Origin of the sequence: Pseudomonas sp. SJZ103 (assembly GCF_007828335.1) — a bacterium.
Taxonomy (GTDB): domain Bacteria; phylum Pseudomonadota; class Gammaproteobacteria; order Pseudomonadales; family Pseudomonadaceae; genus Aquipseudomonas.
Genome location: NZ_VIUN01000001.1, coordinates 876,447 through 899,901 on the forward strand (window position 1 = coordinate 876,447; position 23,455 = coordinate 899,901).

19 protein-coding genes, 1 tRNA gene and 1 riboswitch are annotated in these 23,455 nt (G+C 60.6%); of the genes, 6 read left to right on the forward strand and 14 right to left on the reverse strand.

The features are described from left to right. The first annotated feature begins 289 nt into the window (after positions 1–289). Positions 290–529 (forward strand): DUF6124 family protein, encoded by a 240-nt coding sequence (locus tag FBY10_RS04165; protein ID WP_145334920.1) that lies wholly within the window; start codon positions 290–292, stop codon positions 527–529. A gap of 68 nt (positions 530–597) precedes the next feature. On the opposite strand, the gene FBY10_RS04170 is transcribed toward FBY10_RS04165, so the two are convergent. The 13 genes from FBY10_RS04170 to FBY10_RS04240 form a co-directional block, all read right to left on the reverse strand. Next, positions 598–903, reverse strand: coding sequence for a DUF6482 family protein (locus FBY10_RS04170; RefSeq protein ID WP_131697138.1), 306 nt, complete (start codon positions 901–903; stop codon positions 598–600). A 19-nt stretch (positions 904–922) separates the two neighbouring features. Continuing rightward, positions 923–1,447: a DUF3833 domain-containing protein gene (locus FBY10_RS04175; RefSeq protein ID WP_131697137.1), complete on the reverse strand. Its 525-nt coding sequence runs from the start codon at positions 1,445–1,447 to the stop codon at positions 923–925. A 199-nt stretch (positions 1,448–1,646) separates the two neighbouring features. Further along, positions 1,647–1,720 (reverse strand) — tRNA-Gly (locus tag FBY10_RS04180). A 223-nt stretch (positions 1,721–1,943) separates the two neighbouring features. Then, on the reverse strand, positions 1,944–2,828 hold the full coding sequence (locus FBY10_RS04190; protein WP_145334916.1) for an alpha/beta fold hydrolase: 885 nt from the start codon (positions 2,826–2,828) through the stop codon (positions 1,944–1,946). A gap of 304 nt (positions 2,829–3,132) precedes the next feature. Beyond that, positions 3,133–3,825, reverse strand: coding sequence for a 16S rRNA pseudouridine(516) synthase (locus tag FBY10_RS04195; protein WP_131697134.1), 693 nt, complete (start codon positions 3,823–3,825; stop codon positions 3,133–3,135). After that, positions 3,815–4,021: a cysteine-rich CWC family protein gene (locus FBY10_RS04200; RefSeq protein ID WP_065938870.1), complete on the reverse strand. Its 207-nt coding sequence runs from the start codon at positions 4,019–4,021 to the stop codon at positions 3,815–3,817. The genes FBY10_RS04195 and FBY10_RS04200 overlap by 11 nt, the downstream gene beginning before the upstream one ends. A 48-nt stretch (positions 4,022–4,069) precedes the next feature. Further along, the gene (gene uca, locus FBY10_RS04205; RefSeq protein WP_145334914.1) at positions 4,070–7,675 is read right to left on the reverse strand and encodes an urea carboxylase; all 3,606 of its coding nucleotides are present in this window, start codon (positions 7,673–7,675) and stop codon (positions 4,070–4,072) included. 231 nt (positions 7,676–7,906) lie between these two features. After that, positions 7,907–8,536 carry an urea amidolyase associated protein UAAP2 gene (locus FBY10_RS04210; protein ID WP_074844417.1) on the reverse strand — a complete coding sequence of 210 codons (630 nt, stop codon included), beginning with the start codon at positions 8,534–8,536 and terminating at the stop codon, positions 7,907–7,909. A gap of 9 nt (positions 8,537–8,545) precedes the next feature. Next, a complete protein-coding gene (locus FBY10_RS04215) occupies positions 8,546–9,271 on the reverse strand; it encodes an urea amidolyase associated protein UAAP1 (protein ID WP_145334912.1) in 726 nt (241 codons plus the stop codon). Continuing rightward, entirely contained in the window at positions 9,268–10,032 is a 765-nt protein-coding gene (locus FBY10_RS04220; protein WP_145334910.1) for an ABC transporter ATP-binding protein, read from the reverse strand. The genes FBY10_RS04215 and FBY10_RS04220 overlap by 4 nt, the downstream gene beginning before the upstream one ends. Next, positions 10,029–10,844: an ABC transporter permease gene (locus tag FBY10_RS04225; RefSeq protein ID WP_131697130.1), complete on the reverse strand. Its 816-nt coding sequence runs from the start codon at positions 10,842–10,844 to the stop codon at positions 10,029–10,031. Before FBY10_RS04225 ends, FBY10_RS04220 begins: the two co-directional genes overlap by 4 nt. A gap of 12 nt (positions 10,845–10,856) precedes the next feature. Then, positions 10,857–11,924: a putative urea ABC transporter substrate-binding protein gene (locus FBY10_RS04230; RefSeq protein ID WP_145334907.1), complete on the reverse strand. Its 1,068-nt coding sequence runs from the start codon at positions 11,922–11,924 to the stop codon at positions 10,857–10,859. A 60-nt stretch (positions 11,925–11,984) separates the two neighbouring features. Continuing rightward, positions 11,985–12,086: riboswitch (guanidine-I (ykkC/yxkD leader) on the reverse strand. A 167-nt stretch (positions 12,087–12,253) separates the two neighbouring features. Continuing rightward, the gene (locus tag FBY10_RS04240) at positions 12,254–13,876 is read right to left on the reverse strand and encodes a methyl-accepting chemotaxis protein (protein ID WP_131697128.1); all 1,623 of its coding nucleotides are present in this window, start codon (positions 13,874–13,876) and stop codon (positions 12,254–12,256) included. A 315-nt stretch (positions 13,877–14,191) separates the two neighbouring features. On the opposite strand from FBY10_RS04240, the gene FBY10_RS04245 reads away from it, so the two are divergent. Beyond that, the gene (locus FBY10_RS04245) at positions 14,192–14,563 is read left to right on the forward strand and encodes a hypothetical protein (RefSeq protein ID WP_081744398.1); all 372 of its coding nucleotides are present in this window, start codon (positions 14,192–14,194) and stop codon (positions 14,561–14,563) included. 55 nt (positions 14,564–14,618) lie between these two features. Here the strand turns inward: FBY10_RS04245 and FBY10_RS04250 are convergent, their stop codons facing one another. Beyond that, on the reverse strand, positions 14,619–15,731 hold the full coding sequence (locus tag FBY10_RS04250; protein WP_131697127.1) for an enoyl-CoA hydratase/isomerase family protein: 1,113 nt from the start codon (positions 15,729–15,731) through the stop codon (positions 14,619–14,621). Between the two features lie 136 nt (positions 15,732–15,867). On the opposite strand from FBY10_RS04250, the gene ung reads away from it, so the two are divergent. From ung to FBY10_RS04270, 4 genes are all read left to right on the forward strand, one after another. Further along, the gene (gene ung, locus FBY10_RS04255) at positions 15,868–16,560 is read left to right on the forward strand and encodes a uracil-DNA glycosylase (protein WP_131697126.1); all 693 of its coding nucleotides are present in this window, start codon (positions 15,868–15,870) and stop codon (positions 16,558–16,560) included. 239 nt (positions 16,561–16,799) lie between these two features. Next, the gene (locus FBY10_RS04260; protein ID WP_145334905.1) at positions 16,800–18,671 is read left to right on the forward strand and encodes a hypothetical protein; all 1,872 of its coding nucleotides are present in this window, start codon (positions 16,800–16,802) and stop codon (positions 18,669–18,671) included. Positions 18,672–19,106: 435 nt separating this feature from the next. Further along, positions 19,107–20,945: a hypothetical protein gene (locus FBY10_RS04265; protein WP_145334903.1), complete on the forward strand. Its 1,839-nt coding sequence runs from the start codon at positions 19,107–19,109 to the stop codon at positions 20,943–20,945. Positions 20,946–21,264: 319 nt separating this feature from the next. Then, the gene (locus tag FBY10_RS04270; protein WP_145334901.1) at positions 21,265–23,451 is read left to right on the forward strand and encodes an autotransporter outer membrane beta-barrel domain-containing protein; all 2,187 of its coding nucleotides are present in this window, start codon (positions 21,265–21,267) and stop codon (positions 23,449–23,451) included. Positions 23,452–23,455 lie beyond the last annotated feature (4 nt).

Consider the following 23,455-nt stretch of genomic DNA (forward strand, 5'->3'; position numbering starts at 1 on the left):
TCATGCTTCGAGCATGGGTCTGAACCTTGCGGCATTGCCTACACAACGATCAGACTCGTCCGAGTTGTGCGCCTTGGACGACCTCTTTAAGGTTCGTCAGCCGCTGCCCATCAGCGGTCGGGTTTAGTAGCCCGATACGATCAACGGCGTACAGCTGCTCTTATGGTGGCTGCACGCAGGGCGTCTTCGGGCGCGCCGGTTTCGTTGATTCGCCGGTCTACTAACCTGCGTACAGCCGCCACCCATTGTTTAGTAGCTCTGGTATGCGGTCCCTAACGAGGATCAACAGATGTGTACTGACTCATGCAATCCATCCGTAAAACTGTTCAGCGTCCGTCCCGAAATCGACACTCAAGCGCTGCTCGCCAACGCCTACGAAACCATCGCCGGTGCAGGTGCCATGACCCACGAGTTCGTCGAAAGCCTGCCCTCTCAACAGCGCTATCTGGCCCTGGCCATTCAGCAGATGATTGAACTGGGCCTGCTGCTGGTCGAGGCTGTTCAGGACCGTGTGGACCGAGTCGCGTAGGCCATCCGTACGGTGTAAACGGCTTGCCTTCCCAGGCCGCCCATACCACGGGGGAGGGGAGCCAGAATTTACAGTGTCGCCGCCAGCGAAAACGGAATGCGCAACGCACCGATAGGCCCTTCACGCGTGCCGCACATTTCATCGTGAACGCAGTGTTGCACCAGTACGCAAGGAAACGGCGGAACCCGTTGCAACAGGTCGCGTAAATGCGTGGTGGACCCGATGCGCAGCGGCTTGCCGTGATCGTCCAGTAACGTTGCCTCGACGTGCTCCAGCCTGACGCGAGCGATATAGAAACCGCCCTCCAGGGACAGCAACTCCAGCTCACGTATTTCGCCTTTCCCGGCCAGCTCGGCCAGCATTTGCATATTCATGATTGACCCTCGCTCGGACTCATTGGCGACGAAAGAACAGCGTGACCTGACCCCACTCGACACCGAACTTGGACATGCTCGAGCGGTTGATCAAGGTGTCCTCGTCCATCAGGTACATCCAATCGTCAAAGCTGACTTCGTACACCGAGCCATCCACCGGCAGATTGAGCCGGTAGCGCCAACGCAGCGCATTACCCGCCACTTCGCCGATCGCCTCGCCCACCACATCCCCGGCTCGTCCGCGCCAGCGCCCTGGGCCGTCCGGCGTCAGTGTCCACACCCGTTGCTGGCGCGTGCCATCGCTGTACAAGAAACGCTCGTCCAGAATCAACGCGTTGCCCTCGCGCCGGCTGGCAATATCGACCTCAAAGCGCTTGGCCACTTCCCCCGAACGCTTCTGGAAGATGCCCCAGGCTTTCACGGGTTTACTGAAGAAGCGCTCCAGGTCCAGTTTCGGTTGCTGGTCGGCGTAGTGGTCGACCTCAACGTTGCTGCAACTGGCCAAGCTCAATACCAGCAACAGTGAAAACAGTAGACGTGTCATGGCCTGGCTCTTCGAAGGTACGGGGCGAAGTGCCGCCGCTCGAAGCATGATACTTGTACAAGAAAACTAATTTGTACAGGTTTGTGCGCGCTTTATTTTTCGAATCTCAAATCCCACCCATAAAAAAACCGGCCACCAAGGACCGGTTTTTTTATGCATCCCCCGCCAAAACCCTGCTGGCGTGGAATCTATGTCTGAGTGGAGCGGGTGAAGGGAATCGAACCCTCGTTATCAGCTTGGGAAGCTGGAGTAATGCCATTATACGACACCCGCTCAGAGCGGCTGACTTTGTACCAGATGTGCGCCGGGATTTGAAGTTTTTCTTCGAAAAATGTGCGAGTTGCAGGCACTTGCCCTGGCGACGAACGGAGCCGATGTAGGAGCGAGCTTGCTCGCGAAGAATTCAAGAGCGCCGCGTTCAACCAGGGCGCGCACGTCATCGTTGGCGATCTTCGCGAGCAAGAACTAGGCGTCCCCCTCGCTCCTGCACGGTATTTCAGATGGCAAAGGCATGCTGTGTCTGGCCCTGGTGATAGCGCAATCGGCTGACCTGCCGTTCCGGTTTCAAAAAGCCCACCACCGCCTCACGGCTATCCCGGCACGCCGCCTTGTGCTCCATATCCAGGAAATGCCCCGTCGCCTGGATGGTGCTGAAGCTGCTCTTCGCCACGTACTGCCCGAACTGCCTGGCATCTTCGGCGCTGGTGTATTCGTCCCATTCGCCGTTCAAAAACAGCACCGGCACGTCGATCTGCCGCGCGGCCTTGAGGTAGCACAGGCGGTCGTTGTGCAGTACCTGGCTGATGTGAAAATGCATCTGCCCGTATTCGTGCTCGGCCAGGCTGCTCACATGCTTGTAGTTGAATCGCTTGAACAGCGACGGCAGGTGTTTGCCGATGGTGCTGTTGATCAGGTGGCCGACGCGGTCGCGGTCGAGGTTGCCGAGGTAATCGACGCCACGTTCGAGGTAGTCACGCATCGGTGCGTTGATCACCGGCGAGAATGAGCTGATCACGGCCTTTTCCACACGGCGTGGCCGCTGGGCGAGGGCCACCAGGGTGGCGGCGCCGCCCCAGGAGAAGGACAGCACGTGCTCTGCCGCGAAGTGGTCGATAAGCTCCAGGAGGATCTGGCCTTCGACTTCCTTCGTCAGCATTTGCTCATGACGGTTATGGATTTTGGAGCGACCGGCGTAGGGCTGGTCGTACAAAACCACATTGAATTGCGGGTACAGGCTTTTCACGGTTTGGGCGAAGGAGGCCGTGGTGGCCATCGAGCCGTTGACCAGGATGATGGTCTTTTCAGCAGCATCCGCGCGATAGAACTCCGTGTAAACCCGATACTGACCCTGTATATCCAACACAGCGATTTCTGGCCTCATGTCGTAAGACTCCTGGCAAGCGGGTAGGGCGCGCAGATCACTCTGCACGAGCTTTATGACAGGTAGGCATACGCCTGGAAGATGAGGGCCCATGTCGGTCCGATGACGGCTGGCCGACGGGTGTTGTTATGGCGGGCTGTTTGCCTGGGAGGCCCTTAGATCAAGCGCGGGCGGGGCAAGGTGTTTCTTGGAGGTTATAGGCGACTCGTCAGTCATAATTTGGCTGACGGTTTGATTCAAGCAGTAGACCGGGGATGTCGCAAGTTGCAGAAATGGGTTTTTGCCATCACCGGCCGAACGGTCGTCAGACTTGTCGGATTTCTTCCTCGGACAGCGCCCGGTACTCGCCCGGCGCCAGAGCCGCATCCAATCCCAATGGGCCCATTCGCTCACGGTGCAGGCCGATCACTTTGTTGTTGAAGTGTCCGAACATGCGCTTTACCTGGTGATAGCGGCCTTCGATGATGCTCAATCGTGCCAGGCGTGGCCCCAACAGCTCCAGCTCGGCCGGTTGCGTCGTCAGGTCTTCAAACGCGAAATACAGGCCCGCCGCAAAGGTTGCCGCGTATGCGGGGCCGATGTCCTGCTCGGTCTCCACCCGATAGACCTTGGGCAGCTTGGTCTGCGGTTGCGTCAGGCGCCGCGACCACTGGCCGTCGTTGGTGATCAGCATCAAGCCGGTGGTGTTGAAATCCAGGCGACCGGCGATATGCAGCTCGCCTTTGTCCGGCTCATCCAGCAGGTCCAGGACAGTCGGGTGTTGCGGGTCCGAGGTGGCGCTGACGCAGCCCTGAGGTTTGTGCAGCATGAAATAGCGCGCCGCTTTGCCTGCCTGCAACACGTCATCGTCAACACACACGCGGCTGAATTCGCGCACTTCATGATGAGGGTCACTGACTGCCACGCCATCCACCGTCACCCGCCGCTCGACCAGCAACACACGCACTTGCTGGCGATTGAAACGCGGCAGGTTGCTGAGGAAACGGTCAACGCGCATTGCGAAGCTGCTCATCCACCTGAGCACAGCGCGGGCACAGGCAGGCCGTGTTGCGCAATGCATCGGGCAGCGCTTCAAGCACCGCCGGGTCGATGGTGACGCTGTAGCACCAGCACGGCTGGTCGGCGGTGCGTGGGTCGGCCAGGGTGCAATCGTTGCGGGCACCGCAGGCGGGGCAAAGGGTTGGCGTGGTCATGGTCGGTGGGGGCAGGGCCTCGGAAGTCCCTGCACGATACAGCGCCGGTCAGTCCCGTTCCAGCACCACGACCCGCTGGCCTGCGCCAATCCCGCTGCCCGGTCGCACCGGGATTTCCCGCACCACCCCGGCAAACGGCGCCAGCACCGGGATCTCCATTTTCATCGACTCCAGAATCACCAGCACATCACCGGCCGCAACCCGCGCGCCCACGCTTACCTGTACCTGCCAGAGATTGCCGGCGATATGGCTGTCGATGCTGTATTCATTGGCCGTAAGCGGCGTGTCTTGCCCCGCTGGCGCCGCGAGTTCTTCGCTGTCGAAATGTGCCTGGCCGCTGACGATCCAGCGCTCACGCTCGGCGTTGAACGCCTGTTGCTGTTGTTCACGAAAAGCACTGATCCCCGAGGCTTCCCGCGCAAGAAATGCTTGGTAATCCGTCAGGTTCAGGGTGCTCTCCTCGATATCCAGCTCGAAGCGTCCCAGGGGAAAATCCCGACGAATCCGCACCAGTTCATCCGCGCTCACGGGATAGAACCGAATCTGATCGAAGAAGCGCAGCAGCCAGGGTTTTCCATCAAACGCCGCGACTTCGCGATAGCGGTTCCACATCTGCAAGGTGCGCCCGACAAACTGATAACCGCCGGGCCCTTCCATGCCGTACACGCACAAATACGCGCCGCCGATGCCCACCGAATTCTCGGCGGTCCAGGTGCGGGCCGGGTTGTATTTGGTGGTCACCAGACGATGACGCGGGTCCAGCGGCGTGGCCACCGGCGCGCCGAGGTAGACGTCGCCCAGGCCCATCACCAGGTAGCTGGCGTCGAACACCGTGTGGCGCACCTCATCGAGGTTGGCCAGGTCGTTGATGCGCCGGATGAACTCCAGGTTGCTCGGGCACCACGGGGCGTCCTTGCGCACAGTGATCATGTATTTTTCGATGGCCAGCTGGCACGCCGGGTCGTCCCAGGACAGCGGCAGGTGCACGATGCGCGAAGGCACTTGCAGGTTTTGGCGGGTGCACACGGCGGTCCACTCGTGGGTGATCAGTGCCAGCAGGTCGGCCAGGGGCAGTTGCTCGGGTTGATAGTGGATCTGCAGCGAGCGGATGCCGGGCGTCAGGTCGATCACGCCCTTCAATGCTCGGGTTTCGAGGGCCTGCATCAGGGCATGGGCGCGAAAGCGCAGCACCAGGTCCAGCTCCGGCGCGCCGATTTCCAGCAGCAGGTGGGTGTCGCCAGCGAGGCGCGCGACCAGGCGGGTGTCGGCTTGGCCGATGTCCAGGATGATGGGGGATGCCAATTGCTCGATGCTGGCGGCGGACCGAGTTGAGCCCATCGGGAGCAAGCTCTGCTCCCACAGGGTTTCGGCATCCCTTTGATCCCAGTTCAGGGCAAGGTCGCGGGCGGTCTTGAGGTCCACGGGATCAAAGCGAATCTTGTCACCGGCCTTGAGCTGGCCGAGCTGCCAAAGATCCGCCTCGATCACCGTCACCGGGCACACAAACCCGCCCAGGCTTGGCCCATCCGGCCCCAGGATCACCGGCATGTCCCCGGTGAAATCCACCGCGCCGATGGCATAGGGGTTGTCATGGATATTCGACGGATGCAGCCCTGCTTCACCGCCATCCGTGCGTGCCCAAAGAGGCTTCGGCCCGATCAGCCGGACACCGGTGCGGCTGGAGTTGAAATGCACTTCCCACTGCGTGGCGAAGAAGGTGTCGATGTACGCCGGCAGGAAGTATTCCGGCGCGCCGTGAGGGCCATAAATCACCCGCAGTGTGCGGACCTCCGGCAGCGGTTCGGCGACTAATTGTTGCCCGGCGTTCAGGTCTTCCAACGGCAACAGATGCAACACATCGCCCGCCCGCAAGGCGCGACCCCCATGCCCGCCAAACTGGCCGAGGGTGAAGGTGCTTTTGCTGCCCAGGTAGTCCGGCACTTGCAGCCCGCCACGCAGGCACAGGTAGCTGCGTGCCCCGGCGCCGGCGAGGGTACCCAGGCTCAGGATCGACCCGGCCTCAATCAGCAACGCGGTGTTCATTGGCACGGCTCGATCATTCAACCGCAACGGGATTTCAGCACCGGTCACTGCGACCACCGCCGCGCAATTGAAGCGCAGCAGTGGCCCGCTCATGGTGATTTCCAGCGCCGCAGCCCCCTCGTCGTTGCCCAGCAGGCGATTGCCCAGGCGCAGCGCGCGGCTGTCCATCGGCCCTGACGGCGGCACACCCACGGCCCAGTAGCCGAGGCGGCCGGGATAGTCCTGCACACTGGTTTGCGTGCCCGCGCTGACGACTTCAAACGTGTCGGCCACGTAGACCAGGTCTTCCAGGCATCGCGTCCACGGCCGGCCATTGGCGAAGGGCGGGGCCAGCAGGATTTGGCGCAGGTAATCGCGGTTGGTTTCCACGCCGTACAACTGGCTGTCGCTCAACGCCCGATGCAGAGCCAGGCGCGCCTGTTCGCGGGTGGGCGCCCACGTGATGAGCTTGGCGATCATCGGATCGAAGTACGGCGGGATCTCGCAGCCGGCTTCCACCCAGGTGTCGATCCGCAGACCCTCGGCCCGCGGGAAATCCACACGGGTCAGCAAGCCAGGGCTCGGCTGGAAATCCCGGCCCGGGTCTTCGGCATACAGGCGCGCCTGGATCGCGTGGCCCTGGGGGGTTAACTCGAGTGTGTTCAGCGGCGGCATTTCCCCGGCCGCCAGTTGCACCATCCAGCGCACCAGGTCCACGCCCCATACCTGCTCGGTGACGCCGTGTTCCACCTGCAAGCGCGTGTTCACTTCGAGGAAGTAGAAGCGCCCGTCCGCACTGTCATAGATAAATTCCACGGTGCCGGCGCTGCGGTAATTCACGGCCTTGGCCAGGGTGATGGCGGCCGCGCACAGGGCCTCGGCCATGCCGTCGGGCAGGTTCGGCGCCGGGGTTTCTTCGAGGACTTTCTGGTTGCGCCGTTGCACCGAGCAGTCGCGCACGCCGAGGGCGATCACTTCACCGGCACCGTCGCCGAACACCTGCACTTCCAGGTGGCGTGCGTGCTCGATGTACTTCTCGATAAACACGCCGGCATCGCTGAAATTGTTCTGCCCCAGGCGTTTGACCGCCTCGAAGGATTCACTCAATTCCTCTGCGCTGCGGCACACGCGCATGCCGATACCGCCGCCCCCAGCAGTGCTTTTGAGCATCACCGGATAGCCCACGGCGTCGGCGGCCAGCAACGCAGAGGCGAGGCTGTCGAGCAGTTCGGTGCCTTCCAGCAGTGGGATCTTGTGCTGCTTGGCCAAGGCGCGGGCGGTGTGCTTGAGGCCGAAGACCCGAAGTTGTTGCGGTGTCGGCCCGACAAAGGCGATGCCGGCGTTTTCACAGGCTTCGGCAAACGCTGCGTTCTCCGACAGGAAGCCGTAGCCGGGATGGATCGCCTTGGCCCCACAGGCCTTGGCGGTGGCGAGGATTTTTTCCACCGCCAGATACGTACTGGCCGCCGCGCCTTCACCGAGGCTGTAGGCCTCGTCGGCTTGCTGGATATGCAGGCTCGCCGCATCGGCCTCGGCGTACACGGCGATGCCCTTGACCTGCAGCTCGCGCAAGGTGCGCAGGATGCGGCAGGCGATGGCGCCACGGTTGGCGATCAACAGTTTTTCGAACATGGCAAAACCCTGCGGGCCGTCCCGCAAAGTGGGGGAGCACTGCGGTCGTCCGCAGTGTGTGTGGTTAGTGTGGGAGGGGGCATTACTGGACCACCGCTATCGGGGGCAAGCCCAATGCCTGTAGGAGCGAGGGCAAGTTCCCTCCCACATTGGATCTCTAGCGCTTTTGCAGGCACTGCCCGGCTCGGGACTGGCACAGGGCAAATAACCAATGGCGCAGGCGCTTGAGTTTCAGTTCCATACCAGCAGCTCCGCAGGGGTGGGGTTGTAGGCGTTGCATGGGTTGTTCAACTGCGGGCAGTTGGAGATCAGCACGATCACATCCATCTCGGCGCGCAGGTCGACGTACTTGCCGGGGGCGGAAATGCCGTCTTCGAAGGTCAGCCCGCCGTCGGCCGTCACCGGCACATTCATGAAGAAATTGATGTTCGGCCCGATGTCGCCTTTGCCCAGGCGGCCGTCGTGGGCACAGGCGCGCAGGTAGTTGTCGCGGCAGCTGTGCATGTAGCGTTTTTCCAGGGCGTAGCGCACGGTGTTGCTCTCTTGGGCGCAGGCGCCGCCGAGGGTGTCGTGGCGCCCGCAGGTGTCATCGACGATGGTCAGCATCGGCTGGCCGAGGTTGGAATACAGCACGCTGCCGGTGCCCAGGTACACGCTGTTTTGCCGGCGCAACGTGCGCTGCACGTCGTAGCGTTCACGCGGGTTTTTCACGCTGTAGAACAAAGTGTCGACGGCCTGGTTGCCCTCCAGGTCGAGGATGCGCAGGGTCTGCCCGGCCTTGACCTCCATCAGCCACGGCTCGCCGGCGGGGATGGTTGCGCGGTAGACGGCCGCGTCCGGTTGTTTCAGTGCGATAGACATGGCAGCTCCTCAGGCGAACAGGCGATCGGTGTTGATAAAGCCGCGCTCGTTTTCCGGGCGCGAGGTACGGCAGTGTTCGGCGACGCTTTTGTCGGCGTTCATCCAGCTCAGCTTCAGCGGTTGCGGCGCGTACTGCTGGTTCGGGTCCATCGGATGTTGCAGGGCGGTGAGCACCACCAGGGTGTCCATCGGCGCATAGAGTTCGATGTAATCGCCGGCCCTGGAATTACCCGGCACAAAGTGCAGGCCACCGTCGCTGTCCACCGTGACTTTGCTGAACAGGTTGAGGGTCATCAGCAGGTCGGACAGGCCCAGCCCCCACTTGCCCAACTCCACCAGCAGGTTGTCGGTGCCGTTGCGGAAGAAGCCGTTGCGCAGTTCCTGATAGCGACCCTGGCCGTACTTCTCGGCGACTTCGGCGGCGCACAGCACACCGCCGATGCTGTCGCTCCAGCCGCAGGTGTCGGCGGTGATCGCGGCCAGTACGCGGCCCATGTCCGAGTACAGGCAATGGCCCGTGGTGAGCTTGGCTGTGTGTTGGCATTTGAGGCTGTCGGGCAGGTTCAGGCGCTCGGTTTTTTCGTTGGCGTTGAGCAGGGTCAGGCTGACGTTGGCGCCGCCGCGAAGGTCGGTCAGGCGCAGCAGTTGGCCGCGCTTGAGCACGAACGAACGGTGGCCGCCGCCGGGCAGCATTTCTTCGGCGAAGGGTGGGAACAGTTGGGTGGAATCGGTCATTTGGACGTGGCTCCAAGTTCGGCGGCGAGCGCCTTGCGGCGCTCGCTGTTCAAAGGGATGTCGTAGGTGATGCGGGCGCCATAGGCGCCGGGGGCGTGGGGGTCGACGCGGACCTTGTCGAACACCAGCAGGCGCGTGCCGAGGCTGAAGCCTTCGCTCAGGTCGTGGGTGACCATGAACACCGTCAGCCGGGTTTCGCGCCACAGTTCCAGCAGCAGATGGTGCATGTCCTTGCGAATGCCCGGGTCGAGGGCGCCGAAGGGTTCGTCCAGCAGCAACACGCGGGGTTTCATGATCAGGGCCTGGGCGATGGCCAGGCGTTGTTGCATGCCGCCGGAGAGTTGCGCGGGGTACTTGTCCAGGGCGTGGCCGAGGCCGACTTTGTGCAGCAGCGCGGCAGCCTGTTCGCGGGCGTCCTTCCTGGCTTTACCGAACAGCCGGCCCAGCACGCGTGAACGTGGCAGTTCCAGGCCGAGGGCGACGTTGTCGAGCACAGTCAAATGTGGGAACACCGAGTAGCGCTGGAACACCACGCCACGGCTGGCATCGGGCTCGGCGGCGAGGGCCTGGCCGTCCAGCAGGATCTGGCCTTTGCTCGCGGTTTCCTGGCCCAGCAACAGGCGCAGGAAGGTCGACTTGCCACAGCCGGACGTACCGACCAGCGTGCAGAATTCACCCTCGGCGACGTGCAGGTTGAGGCGTTCGAGCACCACTTGGTCGCCATAGCGCTGCCACACATTATTGACGCTGATAAAGCTCATGCCCGCGCTCCTTCGTACCAGGGGAACGCATGCCGGGTCAGGGCCTTGAGGCCCCAGTCCATCAGCCAGGCCAGCAGCGTGATCCACACCACGTAAGGCAAGATCACGTCCATCGCCAGGTAGCGTCGTACCAGGAAGATCCGGTAGCCCAAACCGTCGGTGGAGGCGATGGCTTCGGCGGCTATCAAAAACAACCACGCCGAGCCGAGCATCAGCCGCAACGAGATCAACAGGCGCGGCAGCAATTGCGGCAATACCACACGCAGCATCAGGGTCCAGGTGGAGGCACCGAGGGTCTGCGCCTTCACCAGCAGCTCGACCGGAATTTCCCGCGCGCGCTGTTCCAGGTCACGGGCCAGGCAGGGGGTGACGCCGATGACGATCAGCATCACTTTGGACAATTCCCCCAGCCCGAACACGATGAACAGAATCGGCAGGATCGCCAGCGGCGGCACCATCGACAGCACCGTCAGCAACGGTGACAACGGTGCGCCAAACAGCGGCAGCGTGCCGGCGGCGATCCCCAGGCACAGGCCGGCGAGGGCGCTGATACCCAGGCCGATGGCGAGGCGGCGCAGGCTGGAGGCGCTGTCCTGCCACAGTACGTATTCGCCGGTGCGGGTGTCGGCGTTGAAGGCCAAGCGTTTTACCGCGTCAATCATTTGCCCGGCGCCGGGCAGCAGCTTGTCGTTGGGGTTGTCTGCCAGGCGCTCGGCCGAGCCCACGAAGTAGGCAAACAGCAGCAGGGCGAACGGCAGCAGCACCAGCAACAGGCGGCTGGAGCGGTCCGGGTGACGGTTGATCAGGCGCATGGCCGGGTCCTCTTACAGCTTGCCGTCGGCGGCCATCTGCACGTAGCTGGGGTCGAAGTGCAGCTTGAGGTTGGCTTTGTCGCCGCTGGTCACGCCATTGGCGAAGCTCATGCCCACGGCGCTGGTGTCCTTGGCGCCTTCACCCAGCAGGCCGTGTTTAAACGAGAACTCGGCGACTTTGCCCATGGTGGCGGGCAACTGTGCGCTGGTGGCGAAGGCCAGGGCTTCCTTGGGCGTGGCGAACAACTTGGTGGTGTCCAGTTGCGACTGGAAGCCCGCAAGGTCAGTGCCGGAAGCCTTGGCCATATGTTCCAGGGCGTCGGTGCTGGCGGCGCCCTTGGCGTTCATCAGCGCGACCACTTCGAACCAGGCGCCGGTGAGGGCTTTACCCAGCTTGGGGTTGTCTTTGAGGACCTGGGTGTTGACCACCATCATGTCCATGATTTCGCCGGGCACTTTGCTGGAGTCGAACACTTGGCTCACGCCAGGCTTGGCCTTGATTTCAGAGAGCATCGGGTTCCAGGTGGTGACGGCCTGGACCTGGTCGGTGTTGAAGGCCGCTGCGATGTCGGCATCCGACGTGTTGACCACCTTCAAATCTTTTTCGTTGAGGTCCGCCGATTCGAGCGCGCGGGCCAGCAGGTAGTGGGACACCGAGAGTTCCACCAGGTTGACGTTCATGCCCTTGAGGTCGGCCACGGTCTTGCCGGTGCCCTTGATCACCACGCCGTCGTTGCCGTTGGAGAAGTCGCTGACCACCAGCGCGGTGCTGTCCACGCCACCGGCGGCGGGGATGGTCAGGGCGTCCATGTTGGTCATGGTGCAGCCGTCGAACTGGCCGGCGGTGTACTGGTTGATGGATTCGACGTAGTCATTGAGCTGCACCATGTCGATGGTGATGCCGTACTTCTTGGCCCACTTGTCGAGGATGCCTTGGCTGCCGGCATACTCCCACGGCATCCAGCCGGCGTAGATCGTCCAGCACACGCTGAAGTGGTTTTTGGAGGCGGCTTGGGCCTGGAAGCTCAGCACGGCGGCAAAGACGGCGGCGAGCAGAGCGGGTAAACGGATTGAGGGCATGGGGCTTCTCCAGTTGATCAAGGGCGAGCAGGAGCAACGCGGCACCGTGAACGGTGGCTTGTCTCCCGGGCTTTTATCCCGCCGTGTAACCTCAACTGGAGGTCGCCAACTCTCGGACCAGACACTCGCTTTTGGCGAGCCGGAACCCTAGTCGGCCATTGCAAATTGTGGTGCCGCGAACCTGTATCAATCCTGCACGCAAGAGATAAAGCGAGAGTCGTGCCAAGTGGCTTCGACGCCCGGCGGTTCAGCCTGGCGGGTGGGAAAGGAGGGCATAGAAGAGGGCGTTGTGCGCCACGCGGGTGCGTCGGCGCACTGCGATGAGGCGCTTACAGCTGGAACTTACTGACCAGCATATTGAACGAGGTGGCCAGTCGCGACAGGTCCTGGCTGGAGGCGTTGGTCTGGTGCGCACCGGCGGCGGTCTGGGTGGACAGATCCTGGATGTTGAGCAGGTTGCGATCCACTTCGCGGGCCACCTGGGCCTGTTCCTCGGACGCCGAGGCGATTACCAGGTTGCGCTCGTTGATGCTGGACACGCTGGCGGTGATGCGCTCCAGCGCCTGGCCGGCGTTTTGCGCCAGGGTCTGGGTGTTGTTGGCCCAGGTCAGGCTCTTGTTCATGGCAGCCACGGCACCATCGGCGCCTGCCTGCACTTCACCGATCATTTTCTCGATGTCGACCGTGGAGATCTGGGTGCGGTGGGCCAGCGCCCGCACCTCATCGGCCACCACCGCAAAACCACGGCCTTGTTCACCGGCACGGGCGGCTTCGATGGCGGCATTGAGGGCCAGCAGGTTGGTCTGGTCGGCAATGCCGCGGATCACATCAATCACCTTGCCGATTTCGCGCACCTGGTCGGCGAGGTCGGCGACCGATTGGGTCGAATCGTTGATCTCGACCACCATCGATGACATGCCCGACACGGCCTGCTCCACCTGCTGGCGGCCGTCCTCGGCTTCGGCGCTGGCCTGGCGCGACGCCTCGGAGGTCGACACGGCGTTGCTCGCCACTTCGTCGACCGCTGCGGTCATCTGGTTGACGGCGGTGGCGGCTTGTTGGATTTCGTCGTTCTGGCGGGTCAGGCCACGGGTGCTTTCATCGGTGACGGCACTCAGCTCTTCGGCTGCCGACGCGAGCTGGTCGGAAGCGTTGGCGATTTCCATCAGCGTGCTTTTCAGGCCGCCTTGCATATCGGATAAGGCCATCAGCAGTTGCCCGGCTTCGTCGGTGCGGTCGGTCGTGATGGCTTGGGTCAGGTCGCCCTTGGCGATGCGCTGTGCGTTTTCAACCGCTTGTGCGATAGGACGGGTGATCAGGCGCGTGATCAGCACACCGACGATGATCGCAATGATGAAGGCCAGGACAATGCCGCTGATCATCCAGGTCAATGCGCTGCTGCGAAGGTCCTCGGCGGCGACGGCGCCTTCCTTGATCTGGCGGTTATTGGACTCGATCATCACACGGATCAACTCGCGCGCCTGGCGAAACAGTTCATTGTTGGTGCTGTTGAGCTGGGCGCGGGCCTGCTCGACCTGGCCACTGTCGAGCATCGACATGATACGTTCGGAGCTGCTGGTGTAAGTTGGCCAGATCTGGTCGAGCTTGTCGCCTGCTGCCCGTTCGTCGTCTTCCAGGGGCGTGGCACGGTAGGTGGCGTAGGCGCTCTGGCTGCGTTTGAGTTCGTTGGCGATGTCCTGGCGCACACGGTCGCGGTCTTGTTGGGCGACGTCGCCTTTGCTCGCATCCATCAAACGGTACAAACCACGGTTGTGGGCCACCAGGCCATTGAGGGTAGCGGTCGTGTTGCTGACGGACGCCAGGTTATTGGAGAACGTCTGTTCCAATGCATTGGCGAGGCGGACCACGCTTTTGATACCCAGCAGGCCGACCCCGAGGGTGACCAGCGCACATACTAGAAATGAAAGCAGCAGTTTGGTTGAAATTTTCATGGATCGGATCCGGCGAAAGTGGCGAAGGGCGCACGTTAGAGCCTCCCTGGCTTATGCGATGTCATAGTGACATCATCGCAATCTGGAAAGTTTCGGGCCAGAAAAATTTACTGAATCGATAAACCTGGGGGATAGATTTGCGCTATGCGGCAGTGCATTTAATGGTGTATGGCCGCAGTTGGCATTGATGTATCAAGTTGTTACCAAAACGCACCAGATTCGGTTTTTGATGTCAGATGTTTCGTCATTCAGTGAAAGCTGAATGCCGCTCCCCAGCGTCGCTGGAGGTGCTCTTTCGCGGTCCAGGAGGCCGCCATGTATCGACGACTGCTGCTCAGCGCTTTACTCGGTCTGACCCTTTCCGCTTGTGTGCCCTACTACGATGGAGGCCAGAGCTATTACCGTTCCGAGGTCTACACCTCACCGGCGCCGGCTTATTACTACGGCGGCGGCACGGCGTATCAATATCGCCGTGATTACTACCCGTCGCCGCGTTACTACGCTCCGGCTCCGCGTTACTACTCGGCGCCGCGTTATTACCAGCCGGCGCCTCGCTATTACCCGTCAGGGCCAAGGGCCGGTTATCGGCCTTACCCGAACCAGGGCTGGGGGGATCGTTGGAACAATGGCGGGCATGGACGCGGTGGCGATCATGATCGTGGAGGTGGCCGCGGCGGTCACCGTTGACCGGCCTGTATGACAAGCGGCGCATGAAGCGCCGCTTTTTTATGGGCGCAAAACGTCAGTAATCGGACAAGTCCGCGAGCGGATGCCGGCCTTCCCACGCCTTGGTGAAGTGCGCCTGCACCACGGCGTCGGGGACCGTATTGATGTCCGGCCAATGCCAGTGGGGCGTCTGGTCCTTGTCGATCAACCGCGCGCGCACCCCTTCGCTGAACTCCGGATGGCGGCAGCAGTTCAGGCTCAGGGTGTATTCCATCTGGAACACCTCGGCCAGGGACAGATGACGGGCCCGCTGGATCTGTTCCCACACCAGGTGCGCGGTCAGCGGGCAGCCTTCGCTCAGTGTCTTGCCGGCGCGGTTGAACAGCGGGTCGGCGTGGTCGCGCAGCGGGCTCAAGGCGCGCCAGGCGCTGCGCACATCACCGACGTCCAGCCATTCGTCGATTTGTGCCCGACGTGGCAGCCATTGCGCCTCGGGTTGCTGGGCCACGGCTTCCTGGGCCAGGGCCTTGAGCAGGCTGTTGAGCTGTATCGCGGTCTGTTCCTGCCAGTTCAGTTGCAGCAAACCCTCGAGTAACTCGTCTTGTTGATCGTCACGCAGGAAACGGTCGGCCAGGCCCAGGTCCAGGGCGTCACGGCCGTTGATATGGGCGCCGGTGAGGCCAAGGAATAACCCCAGCTTGCCGGGCAGGCGCGACAGAAACCAGCTGGCGCCCACGTCCGGGTACAGGCCGATGCTGATCTCGGGCATGGCCAGGCGGCTGCTCGGCGTGACAATCCGTATGGCCGCGCTTTGCAGCAGGCCCATGCCACCGCCCAGCACGTAACCGTGGCCCCAACAGATCAGCGGTTTAGGGTAAGTGTGCAAACGGTAGTCGAGGCGATATTCCGCGGCAAAAAACTGTGCGGCCAGGGCTGGCACTTCCCCCGGCTGCTCGCGGCAGGCCTGGGCCAGGCTGCGCACCTCGCCGCCGGCGCAAAAGGCCTTGGGCCCGTTGCCACGCAGCAGCACACAGGCGATGTTCGGGTCTTTGGCCCAAGTGTCCAGGCGATCAGTCAGGGCCAGAATCATCGGCAAGGAGAGGGCATTGAGGGACTTTTCAGCGTCCAGGCTGGCGATGCCAATGCGGGCGCCGCCACTGCCGGTCAGTTCTTCGAAGTGCAGATTCATCGTGACCTCAATCGAGAAGGTGAAGGATCAGTATGATCGCTTCGTGGGAAAGTGCCGGTGGTGTGTCAGATCAATTGACAAGCAGGGCCGGCTTTCCTAGGGTTCGCCTCATTCTTTTCTACAAGACATTTCAACTATGACCGAAGGCGACCGTATCAAACTCGAACCCAGCTGGAAACACGCCCTGCGTGATGAGTTCGATAAGCCCTACATGGGTCAGTTGCGCGAGTTCCTGCGCCAGGAACATGCCGCCGGCAAAGAGATCTACCCGCCCGGTCCGCTGATCTTCAATGCGCTTAACTCAACGCCGCTGGACAAGGTCAAGGTGGTGATCCTCGGCCAGGACCCGTACCACGGCCCCGGCCAGGCCCACGGCTTGTGCTTCTCGGTGCAACCGGGCGTGCCGGCGCCGCCGTCTCTGGTCAATATCTACAAAGAGCTCAAGCGCGACCTGAACATCGACATCCCCAATCACGGCTGCCTGCAGAGCTGGGCCGACCAGGGCGTGTTGCTGCTCAACACCACCATGACCGTGGAACGCGCCAACGCCAATGCGCATGCGGGCAAGGGCTGGCAATTCTTTACCGATCGGGTTATCGAAGTGGTCAGCGAACACCAGCCGCACCTGGTGTTCCTGTTGTGGGGCGCCCATGCCCAGGGCAAGCAGAAGCTGATCGATGCCACCAAGCATTTGGTGCTGACGTCGGTGCATCCGTCGCCGTTGTCGGCATATCGCGGATTCCTGGGCTGCGGACATTTCAGCCGCACCAACAAGTTTCTTCAGCAAAACGGCGAAACCCCCATTGATTGGGCGCTACCACCGGTCTGACTGGAACGACCTACCTGTTATTTCCGACAGTATCGGGTAGGTCGTTTTGCGCATTTAATAATCTCCTTGGCCTTGTCGATCTGGCGAACACCAGAACGGTAGTCAATGGTCGATCATCGATTGATTGCTCAAGGAGATTAAACATGTCCGAGTCGAATCTTCCCTCTGACGCCCAGCCCGTTGACCCGCGGCAGCCGGCTGGGGATAAGCGCCCCCCGCGCAAACATTCCGAGTCAATCATGAGCCTGGACAATCCCATCCCGAGCCAGGCACTGCCGTTGCTGTGGGATGAGGCGGCCTACACCCTGCCGGTGAGCCTGCAGGATCAGGTTTTGCTGGTGACGATCGAGAGAGTCTGGCCGGTCCATCATTCCAACTTCGCAGTTCCCACCTTGGTGGAGTACCTCTTGCAGGGGGAGGTCGAACATACGTACACGATCCAGGGGCCGTACGACCCCGACGTGGTGTTTCCATTGACTCAGGCATTACCCGCTCACCTCCTGTCTATCGGGGGCATTCGGCGTTTGAATTATCGAGTGAGCTCGCCGTTTGTGCCGCTGACCGAATCCTTCCCGACGTTTATCAATATCGACAAGACCGCGCCCAATTTTGATAACCCCGGCCTGCCGCTGGAGTTTGAGGACGAGGTACTGGTTGAAGTGACGGATGACTATCTGGTCCGCAATGGCGGGGTGCCTGCAATCGTACCGCGGTGGCTGGATATTCGGACTGAAGATGTCGTCAGGTATTACTGGGGCGAATTTCCCGACGTCAATCTGGCGGGTGTCGTTGTTATCGAGCGGTCGCATGTTGAAGGTGCGCCTGTCGAGTTCACCTTTCCCGAGGCATTTGTACGTACCAGCGGCACGGGGCAACGTTTTGCTTCCTACACCCTGACTGATCGAGCCGGCAGGGTGGGGCCGTTTTCCGAGCCGGTGACGCTGAACGTGTCACTGGCAACGCTGCCCGACCTGCCGCGGCCGTTGGTGCCCTTGGCCGAGGCGGATGGCTTGATCAACCTGGAGGACGTGCGCCAAGGTGTCACAGTGTCGATTCCACAGATCACCGACGCCGCCCCTGGAGACCGTGTTTTTCCGTTCTGGAACACCCATGCCCTTGGACCGATTACCATCGGCGCGGTACAGCAGTGGCCCATTCCAGTGCCGGTGCCCTGGCCGATTCTGGCTGACGGTGGCTTCGACAGTACCTACCCGGTACGGGTGCGCTATCTGTACCTGCGGGGTACGGCATCGAAGAACTCCCCCGACAGCTTCTACCTGATCGACCTTTCGGTTGCAGGCGTTTCGCCCATTGGCCCTGACCCGATCAATCCCGGGTTGGAGAGGGTCACCGTAAAAGGCCGCTCTGGGGATAATGTTGTTACGGCTGCCGATGAGCCGGGGCCAGTCCCCGTGGAGGTTCCCCTGTTTTTTAACCCAGTCGTGGGTGAGAGGCTGGAGTTGTATTGGGGCAATGATGACACTTATGCCGGCGAGTATGTGGTGCAGCCAGGCGATGTTGCGGGGCAGTTGGTCACGATCCAGGTGCCCTGGACAGTGGTGTCGACCGGCTCCAATCCAGCGCTTGAGGTTTACTACTGGACTGACAATGGCATCAATCGCCAACGCAGTCCGTTCACGCCGGTACGGGTGGAGTTCGATACGTTGATTGGCTTGCTGCGGCCTCGGTTGCTCAATGACAGTACCCGCGACTTTGTTGCCTGCGGCACCATTCCGGAGCCTTGGGAGGGGGTGTTCCTGGGAATAGACTGGAACTCGCAGCATTTCGAGGTCGGCGACACTGTTCGGCTGTATTGGAAAAGCTACCCGAGCAAAAATGGCAATGGGGAACATTTTGATGGCACGGATGTGTGGTTCGATCACACACTGACGAGTGATGATCGTGACATCGGTGTGGCGCAAATCCAGATCCTGCCCTTCAATCCATTGATTACCCTTCCAGGTCTCGTTGCCGAATGGGGGTCTGCAGTTGTTTCTTACCGTCTGTACAAGGCCACGGGGCCTACAGGGATATCGTTGAGGAAGCTGATTTACATCGACCTGAAACGGCCGGGTGGGGGCACCTGCCTGGGACCGTCGAGTAAAATGTGATCTGTGCAAGCAATGACAAAGAAGAGGGCGCAAGCCCTCTTTTTTTCCTTGATTTTCGACCAATGGCGCAGCGTTATTGGTCATGAGGGACTTTCGAGTTGCGAGGCTTATGTCGGGTTAGATTTTATGTCACTAGCAGATTATGTTTGCGCATGAGTGAGTTATTAAAAACAGCCAATCGCAGGTTGTTATCGTCAAGCACATTTTTTCATATTGTGCATCTGTCAGATTTGACAGGCTGTGCCTCGAAGTTGAAAGGCGTTTAATTAATCTGTCCTTGGTTCAATTGCATTGGGCGAGCACAGTCCTTAACCTTTCGAGTACATACCGATGGCAAACTCAAATAACCAAACCCCACCCATTCAGCCGACGGATGTTCTATTGAAACGACATCCGCGAGGTTATTCGCCGGGTGGGGCGTATGCAGTCGACGACTTGCGCGTCGTCAATACGCTCCCTGATGTCCCCGGTGGGCAGCCTAACTTGATGCGGCTGGCCACGCTTTATCAACAGGGTATCCAGTGTGAAATTGATAGCTGGACCGATACCTTTCCGGTTCCGGGTTCCAACCCGGATAATTTGCAGATCTACATTAATGGAACGCCGTATGGTGCGCGTATTCCCTTTACGAAACCGTTGTCCGCGCACACTTGGCCTTATACATTTTCGATTCCGGAACAGGACATTGGCGAGCACGGCGAGAAAAGGCTGAGTTATGAGGTGTTTGTGGGTGTGGGCGCCGATGAGCGTTCGGGCAATACGCGGGTGACGATCGACCGCCTCGATCCCAACGCCCGGATCATCCCCGAAGCTATTGGCCTGCCAGGCTGGGTGGTGGACGGTTTAATCACACTGGAGGGGTTGGCGGAGCACGGCAATCAACTTGAGTTGACCGTTCCCGGCCGCCTTGACCCTCAAGAGGGTGATATGGGGATGGTGTTCTGGGGGTTCCCTAACCCGACTCCCATTTTCAATACGGCTTTAACCCGAACCACCGCACCGTTTATTCTTACGTTGACCACCGCTCAGATTGTGGCGCAAGGCGCCGGCATGAAATATCTCGCCTACCGATATACCGACCGTGCTGGCAATAACACTTCTTGGCCACCGGAACTGACGCCGGTGACGGTAGTGACGGACCCCTTCCCAGCCAACCTGCAACCCCCTCACATTCCAGAAGCGCCTCTTGACCTCACTGATGTGCAACTGGGAAGGGCGGAAGTCTTTATCGATGGCTATGACAATGCCCAAGTGGGTGATGATATCCAGATTGACTTCAACGGCCTGGTGATCACCTATACCTTGCCGTCAGTGTCCTGGCCGCAGAGGGTTCCCATCCCGTGGGATATCCTCAGGGACGCGGGTGGGCTGGACGCTCCCTATCAGGCAGACGTCCGTTACCGGGTGGTTCGTGCAGGGAGCGCTTCGCCCTATTCAACCACCGTCACGGTGGATGTGGACCTGACCTCGGCGGGTGGGATTCCTGAGGACCCGGGCCCTGTCAATCCTAACCTGGACCTGATCGAGATAGAGTCTTCGGAAGGCCTGATCAACGAGATCGGGCCAGGGGACACGGACGATGCTACCGCACGCTTTGCTGTCTACCCCGGAGCGCGCGCAGGGCACAGGATTCAGATCTTCTGGAAAGGCATACCGGCCCTCACGCCGCCCTACATCGTGACATCGGCGGACGAGAGCGCAGCTGAGTTCGTAATTACCATCCAGGCAAACGTGATTGCCATGGGCGGTAACGGCGAAAACCTACCGGTGTGGTACGAGCTCAATAACGGGGTCAATGACAACACTATCTCCTCGTTGGAGACGCCGGTTGATGTGTTTGCCAACCAACTCACCGATCTTGAGCCCATCGTCTTTCCTGATGCGCTACCTGCAGGCGGAGGATTATTCGTCCTCACCTGCGACCAGGGTGTTACCAATGGCATCCGCACGAAGATCCTCGATCCTGAGAACCTGCGTACCGGTGATAAGGTCACTCTGGTGTGGGTGGTCTACGGTCCTGATGATCTTAATTCCACGATCATCACGGTCGATCATGCCTTTGATCCAGTCACGGTCACGGGGGATCACAATGTGCCGGGGCACCCAGGCGAGCTTCGTACCGTGCCTTTCCAGGCGTTTATCCAACCCGTTACGCTAGGCCGTATCGAAGCCTACTATCGAGTTCTCAAGGCTGATGGCGTAACACAGGGAGAGTCCGACCCCACAGTGGTGTATTTAACTCGTCGTAGAGGCGATGGGACTATCTGCGAATAATCCATTATTCGCTGTTTGAAATGCACGGACCGGTGAGGGTTGCCTCAACGGTTCGTGTGGTTTTATCACCCCTCCCTAGTTTCCTTTCTATCAAGTCCCCTTTACTGGTGCGTGATTAGGATAAGTCCTACGCGCTCTTGGAATCGGCTGACATGCATCGCCCTCTTCGTTCCGTACTCTTTGCGCCTCTGAAAGCCTGAGTCGATGGTCCTGTAATCGATTGGCTTATTCAGTCATCCGAATAGAGGTACTACCCTTGAGTAACGAAACGTCTTTTCCTTTATCACGACTCGCCACTGCAATTAAGGTAATGGCGGTCATGCCGTTTTCCCTGGTCGCCACACAAGCCTTGGCTGTGGATATTCATCCCGGTCAGAATGTGGTTATCGATGAGAGCTCGCAGCGTGACCGCTATAAAGTCACCGATGCTACGTTGATCGCCAATGGCGCGGATATGGTGAGCGTTACTGCTTACGGCTCGACGTTCAACATGACCGGTGGGCAAGTGAAAACGACCCTCGACGGTGAGGTGGGTGTTGCCCTTTACGGCAGCCAGGCCAACATTGACGGGGCTTATATTTCCAGTGCCGGCGGCGCCGGCATGATTGTGGGTTCCCTGAGCACTCAAGGCTCCAGCGTCCAGGTCAGCAACAGCTTTATTGAAGGCGCAACCGACGGCATCCTGCTCAACGGTTCCAGCACCTTGACGCTGGACCGCACCAATGTCTATGGCGGCAAGACGGGGTTGTCGTCGTATGACGGTCAACTGGCCGCCAACAACAGCCTCATCGTCGGGGGCACCAACGGCATTGTGGCCTACCGCCTGCCGACTCAGGACAACCCCTCCGTATTGACCCTCAACAACACCGACGTGGTGGGTGAGACGGGCGCGGCGATCCTGGTGGACTACCCGGGAGGGACCCAGATCAACGTCGCTAACGGCTCTACCCTGGTGGGCGGCAACGGCAATATGCTGGAGCTGACCAACGGCGGCTCCGCTGACATGCACGTCAGTAGCACGGCCCTCAGCGGCAACATTCAAGTCGGCACGGCGAGCGTGCTGGACTTGAGCCTGGACCGCGCGATCATGAATGGCGACGTGATCAACAACGGCGGCACGGCCAGCGTTGGCCTCGACAACGGCTCGATCCTTACCGGCCGCCTGGAGAGTGTCGATAAGCTGGCCATCAACAATGACGCGACGTGGGTGATGGTCGACAACCAGCAACTGGGCGACCTGTCCCTGAGCGGCGGTAACGTCAAGTTCGGTGACCCCGGTACGTTCTACCAACTGGATGTGGACAACCTGTCGGGCAATGGCACCTTCCACATGAGTGCGGATTTCTCCACGTTGACCGGCGACTTCCTCAACGTTACCGGTACTTCGTCGGGTGACCACAAGCTGTTGATCTCCAGCAGCGGCGCCGACCCATTGCGCGATGACCGTCTGCATGTGGTGCATACCGCCGATGGCGGCGCGAGGTTCAGCCTGTTGGGCGATCGTGTGGATGTGGGCACCTATTCCTACAGCCTGATCGATGATAACGAGAGCAAGGACTGGTACCTCGACCCGGACAGCAAAATCATCAGCCCGAGCACCAACTCCGTGCTGGCGTTGTTCAACGCCGCGCCGACCGTGTTGCTGGGCGAGATGACTACCCTGCGCACCCGTATGGGCGAGTTGCGCTTCAGCGACGGCAAATCCGCAGGCCTGTGGACCCGCGCCTATGGCAACAAATACGAGGTGTCCAACGACACGACCGGCCTGGGCTACAACCAGACACAACGTGGTTTCACCCTGGGTGCCGATGTACCGGTAGAGGGGGGCGATGGCCAGTGGTTGATCGGTGCCATGGCCGGTCACAGCAGCTCGGACCTGGATCTGAACCTAGGCAGCAGTGCCACCATTAACAGCTACTACGTCGGCGGCTACGCCACTTGGATGGATGCCGAGAGCGGCTTCTACTTCGACGGTGTGCTCAAGTTCAACCGCCTGCACAACGAGTCCAAGGTGGCTATGAGCGACGGCAAGAAAGCCAAGGGCAATTACACGCAAAACGCGGTAGGTGCATCGGCGGAAGTCGGCCGGCACATCAAGCTGGACGATGATTTCTTCGTCGAGCCTTACGGCAAGGTGGACGCGGTGATTACTCAGGCCCAGAGCTACACGCTGGACAATGGCCTGGATGCCAAGGGTGATCGTTCGAGCACGGTGATTGCCGAATTGGGCACCACGGTTGGGCGCAATATCCAGCTGGAAAGCGGCAGTGTGCTGCAACCGTACTTGAAGGCTGCGGTAGCCCATGAGTTCGACCAGAGCAACAAGGTGTTCGTTAACGATAATGCCTTCAACAACGACCTGTCCGGCTCGCGCTTCAAGGTCGGCGCGGGTGTGGCGATGTCGGTATCGCAGAACCTGAAGCTGCATGCGGACATGGAGCACAGCGTCGGCAAGAATATCAAGCAGCCTTATGGGGTGAACGTGGGGTTGCGGTACGATTTCTAAGTCG

What these genes read in the sequence shown, in the direction of transcription:
- FBY10_RS04250 (WP_131697127.1), bottom strand. Translation starts at nt 15,731, where the DNA reads ATGAATCTGCACTTCGAAGAACTGACCGGCAGTGGCGGCGCCCGCATT.
- FBY10_RS04210 (WP_074844417.1), bottom strand. Translation starts at nt 8,536, where the DNA reads ATGTCTATCGCACTGAAACAACCGGACGCGGCCGTCTACCGCGCAACC.
- FBY10_RS04230 (WP_145334907.1), bottom strand. Translation starts at nt 11,924, where the DNA reads ATGCCCTCAATCCGTTTACCCGCTCTGCTCGCCGCCGTCTTTGCCGCC.
- FBY10_RS04215 (WP_145334912.1), bottom strand. Translation starts at nt 9,271, where the DNA reads ATGACCGATTCCACCCAACTGTTCCCACCCTTCGCCGAAGAAATGCTG.
- ung (WP_131697126.1), top strand. Translation starts at nt 15,868, where the DNA reads ATGACCGAAGGCGACCGTATCAAACTCGAACCCAGCTGGAAACACGCC.
- FBY10_RS04170 (WP_131697138.1), bottom strand. Translation starts at nt 903, where the DNA reads ATGAATATGCAAATGCTGGCCGAGCTGGCCGGGAAAGGCGAAATACGT.
- FBY10_RS04240 (WP_131697128.1), bottom strand. Translation starts at nt 13,876, where the DNA reads ATGAAAATTTCAACCAAACTGCTGCTTTCATTTCTAGTATGTGCGCTG.
- FBY10_RS04260 (WP_145334905.1), top strand. Translation starts at nt 16,800, where the DNA reads ATGAGCCTGGACAATCCCATCCCGAGCCAGGCACTGCCGTTGCTGTGG.
- FBY10_RS04195 (WP_131697134.1), bottom strand. Translation starts at nt 3,825, where the DNA reads ATGCGCGTTGACCGTTTCCTCAGCAACCTGCCGCGTTTCAATCGCCAG.
- FBY10_RS04165 (WP_145334920.1), top strand. Translation starts at nt 290, where the DNA reads ATGTGTACTGACTCATGCAATCCATCCGTAAAACTGTTCAGCGTCCGT.
- FBY10_RS04220 (WP_145334910.1), bottom strand. Translation starts at nt 10,032, where the DNA reads ATGAGCTTTATCAGCGTCAATAATGTGTGGCAGCGCTATGGCGACCAA.
- FBY10_RS04225 (WP_131697130.1), bottom strand. Translation starts at nt 10,844, where the DNA reads ATGCGCCTGATCAACCGTCACCCGGACCGCTCCAGCCGCCTGTTGCTG.
- FBY10_RS04190 (WP_145334916.1), bottom strand. Translation starts at nt 2,828, where the DNA reads ATGAGGCCAGAAATCGCTGTGTTGGATATACAGGGTCAGTATCGGGTT.
- FBY10_RS04200 (WP_065938870.1), bottom strand. Translation starts at nt 4,021, where the DNA reads ATGACCACGCCAACCCTTTGCCCCGCCTGCGGTGCCCGCAACGATTGC.
- FBY10_RS04245 (WP_081744398.1), top strand. Translation starts at nt 14,192, where the DNA reads ATGTATCGACGACTGCTGCTCAGCGCTTTACTCGGTCTGACCCTTTCC.
- FBY10_RS04175 (WP_131697137.1), bottom strand. Translation starts at nt 1,447, where the DNA reads ATGACACGTCTACTGTTTTCACTGTTGCTGGTATTGAGCTTGGCCAGT.
- uca (WP_145334914.1), bottom strand. Translation starts at nt 7,675, where the DNA reads ATGTTCGAAAAACTGTTGATCGCCAACCGTGGCGCCATCGCCTGCCGC.
- FBY10_RS04270 (WP_145334901.1), top strand. Translation starts at nt 21,265, where the DNA reads ATGCCGTTTTCCCTGGTCGCCACACAAGCCTTGGCTGTGGATATTCAT.